Source organism: Desulfovibrio sp., assembly GCA_016208105.1.
Lineage (GTDB): Bacteria > Desulfobacterota > Desulfovibrionia > Desulfovibrionales > Desulfovibrionaceae > Fundidesulfovibrio.
The window spans coordinates 1-3,637 of sequence record JACQYS010000007.1; the positions used below are offsets into that span (position 1 = coordinate 1).

The window sequence follows — 3,637 nt, forward strand, 5'->3', positions numbered from 1 at the left end:
GCGCCCGCCACCCACGTGGAGAGTGTAGACGGCGTTGCCAGCTCGCGCCTCCCAGTACACTTCGAGGGATTGCCCGCACAACGGATGGAACTTGTAGTGGACGGTCACCCGCTCCGCCACACCGGTCTTGTGGCTGCCTCGTGCTTTCGAACCATTGGCATATGGTCGTGCAGGACCAAGGAGGCGACCTCTCCGCGTTCCTCGAGTATTTCATCGGAAATCTCGCTCGTGAGATCAACGTGCACCGGGGACGCTCCGGGACCGTGTTCCCACGACGATTCTCCGCCGAAGAGATCCTCGATGACGAAGCGTTCGCAGGCCGCATCCGCTACACTCTCCTGAATCCCGCGGACGCCAGGTTGGTGGAGAAATATCGTGACTGGCCTGGGCTCGTCGCCTGGCCACTCCTCAACGCCGGACACGAGTTCAAGCGATTCAACCGTCGCGCGTTTGCTCGCGTCCTCCGAAAAGCAGAGCCCGGCCTCGAGCCTCGGCGCGAGGACTTCATCGAGACCGAGATCCTCGAGCTCGCGCCGCTGCCGGCGGGCGTCGACGCCTTCAGGCCGAGCACCTACGTGAGACAGGGACTCATCGCCACGTAGCTCGCTCGCGCGAGCTCCGAATGGACTGAGGCCCCGCAGCGCCTCCCGATCGACCCGCGGTGTCGCCGAGTCGGAGGGGCTCGTCCTCAGCGTCAGGAAGTGCCCTCTCGAGCGCCGCGAAGAGCTCCGCCAGCGTCGTCCGCAACCCGAATTCGGCGCCGGGCTGTAACAGCGGGCCCCCGCTGTTACAGCCAACTCAGGTGAGTCGATACTGAACATTTCCGACCGGCCACCGAAAATCGGACACAGGGGGGCACGGCCTGAATTTGGGGGCTCAGCGAAAATCGGACACAGGGGGGCACGGCCTGAATTTGGGAGGCACGGCCTGAATTTGGGAGGGCACGGCCTGAATTTGGGAGGCACGGCTTGAATCTCGCACGGGCGGCACGGCTTGAATCTCGCACGGGGCACGGCTTGAATCTCGCACGGGGCACGGCTTGAATCTCGCACGGCTTGAATCTGCAATCTGCTGCTGGCCAGCACGGCTTGAATCTGCTGCTGGGCACGGGTCACAGGGGGGCACGGCTTGAATCTGCTCTGCTGCGGGCACGGCTAGAATCTGCTGCTGGGCACGGCTTGACTAGAAGGACCAAGGCGGAAAGATGGCGCCATCGGCCTTGGCTCTCGCAACCACACCGGCCGCTATTAACTCAACGAAGCCTACCAAGATGACAAGTCCCACGCCAATCCGCCGCCGGTTGCGTATCTCGAGAAACCCTACGAAGTCGAGGGCAGACCCGAGAATCGGGAGCACGAGAAGGAGCCACGGCCAACCCTGTACGAACGTCATGGCCTTTAGCACAGCGGACTCAAACGAGGTGGGACACCCAGTTTTCTTGATGACGAACTGGATAGGGTCGAGAGCCGAAGCGACAAACGCGTAGAACAACCAGGCAGCAGCCGCTGTCCATGGGGCAAGTTCGAATTCCCGATGCTTCTCACCCGCCCAAAACGACTGGACGATGCTACTCAAGCGAGACAAGCTGATCCTCTACCCATTGACCGGTATCGCCCGGTACATCAGGCCAGGTTCCGCCAAGCGAGTAAGCCTCGACGAAGTGAGCCAGTTCATGGATCATGTTAGACGCCGCGTCGAACACATCCGACGCGGAGGTCCAAAGCAGAGGATCGAACTGAGCGGCCTCCATACCAATAGAGCGATTCGCCTGCTCTGCCGATGCTCCCAGGAAGACCGAATCGTACTTGGTCTGATTGCCTGACTTGCTCCAGATCGTGATATCAACGTCGAGATCGCCGCAGATTAGGTCCTCAAGTGACTTGTTCTTCTTGTTAAGCAACTCGTTGAACCAGTCTTTCAGCTTTGAGTTCTCCTGAATGTGCTGGAGAGCGAGAGTAAGCACACCCTCCGGCGACATCTTCAGTTTGGAGAGGTCAACGCCCTTCCCAGCCCTCACCCGCACCGCAGCGCCCGAGGGGTCAATGCGATTGGTTGGATCCCCGAACCCGTACAGAAAACGATTCGAGCCGGCGCCCAAGCCGACTGGGTCGGGTGCTACCCATCGGCCCGTAGACAAATCAAGGTCGCGTAGGCCATATCGGACAAGCATCGCCTCTCGATCGTCTATTCCGCCAACAAATCCGAACGGCTGCCAGTCTGGCGCCGAGTCGACGAGCGTGTTGCCCCAGGCGTCGTAGTCTAGTTCCTGTGCGACCGCCCCGGTGAGTTGGTCCACCACCAGCCGCGGGCTGCCGACGTGGTCCATGATCACCCGGTACGCCCTCCCGCCCTTCACGATCGTGTCGGCGCTGTGACCCACAGTGCCGTAACCGAACCGGCTCACGACATTCCCGGTTCCGTCGACCTCGGCGATAGGGTCGAGCTGGTCACCGTACAGGAAGCCTTGTACGAGTGTGCCGTTGACCTTCTTGCCAATCCTCCGGTTCAACCCGTCGATCACGTACTCGAGGTGGTCGCCATTCGGGAGCGTGGCTTCCCGCAGGTTGCCCAACTCATCGTACGAGTACAGCGTCACCTCTCCGTTCGAAGTATCCGTCTTCGTGAGTAGCTCGCCATTGGCGGTGTACGTGTACGCGAAGTCGCCGTAGCTCAGGAGCCGGTCCTGGTCGTCGTAGGTCCCGACAGACGCAACCCCGCGGACCACGCCGAGCGTGCGGTTTCCGTTGGGATCATACTCATAGTGCTCGACGAGCACGGCGTCTTCCCAGACGTCGGTGAGTCGGCCCGCGAGGTCGTAATCGTAGTCGAACGCCTTCGTGGTGCCGTTCACCGTCTCGGTCTTCACGTCGATGCGACCGAGTCCGTCCCGGACATAGTCGACCTCGAACACGACCACGCTGCTCACCCGCGCGGTGTAGTGGTCGAGCTCTCCGTGTCCGTTGTAGTGCCGCTCGTCGGTCACCACGCCGGCGGTCGTGGTCTCGAGCCGGCCATTTAGGACATTCCTCGTCGTGACTAAGGTCGCGGTCGGCGTGCCTCCCGCGCCCGAGATCGAGTATGACTCGAGGAGCGAGTCCTGGTCGTAGTTGTACGCGACGGGATAGTCCCCGTTCACGAGCTGCGTCGAGAGACGCAGGTCCGCGTCGTAGACGTTCGTGATCGAGCCGCTCACCGTCCCCGCCCAGGTCGACTGGGTTAGCTGGCTACCGTCGTAGCCGAACACGAGAGTCTCGCCGCCTGGTGCGGTGAGAGTCTCGACGCGGTCCGCAAAGTCATAGCTGTACCCATAGATGCCCGCGCTCGTGACCACCGAGCTCAGCCGGCCCGCGGGGTCGTAGTCGAGGTCGATGACTCTCGCGTCCGGCAGCACCACCGCTTCGACCTCGCGATCGAGGGTATAGAAAGTCTCGGTCTCACGCGGAGTAAAGCCGGCTTCCGGAGGCGTGTACTTCGACTCCAGATCGACCGGCGTATGCTCGAATAGGTGGGCGGGCCTTCCAGGCGGACTCAGCGACGACAGATTTCCATTGTTGTCGTAAGAAAAGCTCGTGACCTCGCCGTCGGGCCGCGTCTGGGTCAGCACACGGTCTGCTGCGTCGTACGACAGGCCAACGAC

The 3,637-nt window shown here is 61.9% G+C and carries 3 protein-coding genes; 1 reads left to right on the top strand and 2 read right to left on the bottom strand.

All coding sequences use genetic code 11. The features are described from left to right. Positions 1 to 161: 161 nt before the first annotated feature. Complete coding sequence (locus tag HY795_02920; protein MBI4804165.1) at positions 162 to 602, top strand: hypothetical protein; 441 nt, start codon at positions 162 to 164, stop codon at positions 600 to 602. A 580-nt stretch (positions 603 to 1,182) separates the two neighbouring features. On the opposite strand, the gene HY795_02925 is transcribed toward HY795_02920, so the two are convergent. Together HY795_02925 and HY795_02930 are read right to left on the bottom strand one after the other, a co-directional pair. Beyond that, entirely contained in the window at positions 1,183 to 1,575 is a 393-nt protein-coding gene (locus HY795_02925; protein ID MBI4804166.1) for a hypothetical protein, read from the bottom strand. Then, positions 1,568 to 3,604, bottom strand: a complete 2,037-nt coding sequence (locus HY795_02930; GenBank protein MBI4804167.1) for an RHS repeat-associated core domain-containing protein — start codon at positions 3,602 to 3,604, stop codon at positions 1,568 to 1,570. The genes HY795_02925 and HY795_02930 overlap by 8 nt, the downstream gene beginning before the upstream one ends. Between the last annotated feature and the right edge of the window lie 33 nt (positions 3,605 to 3,637).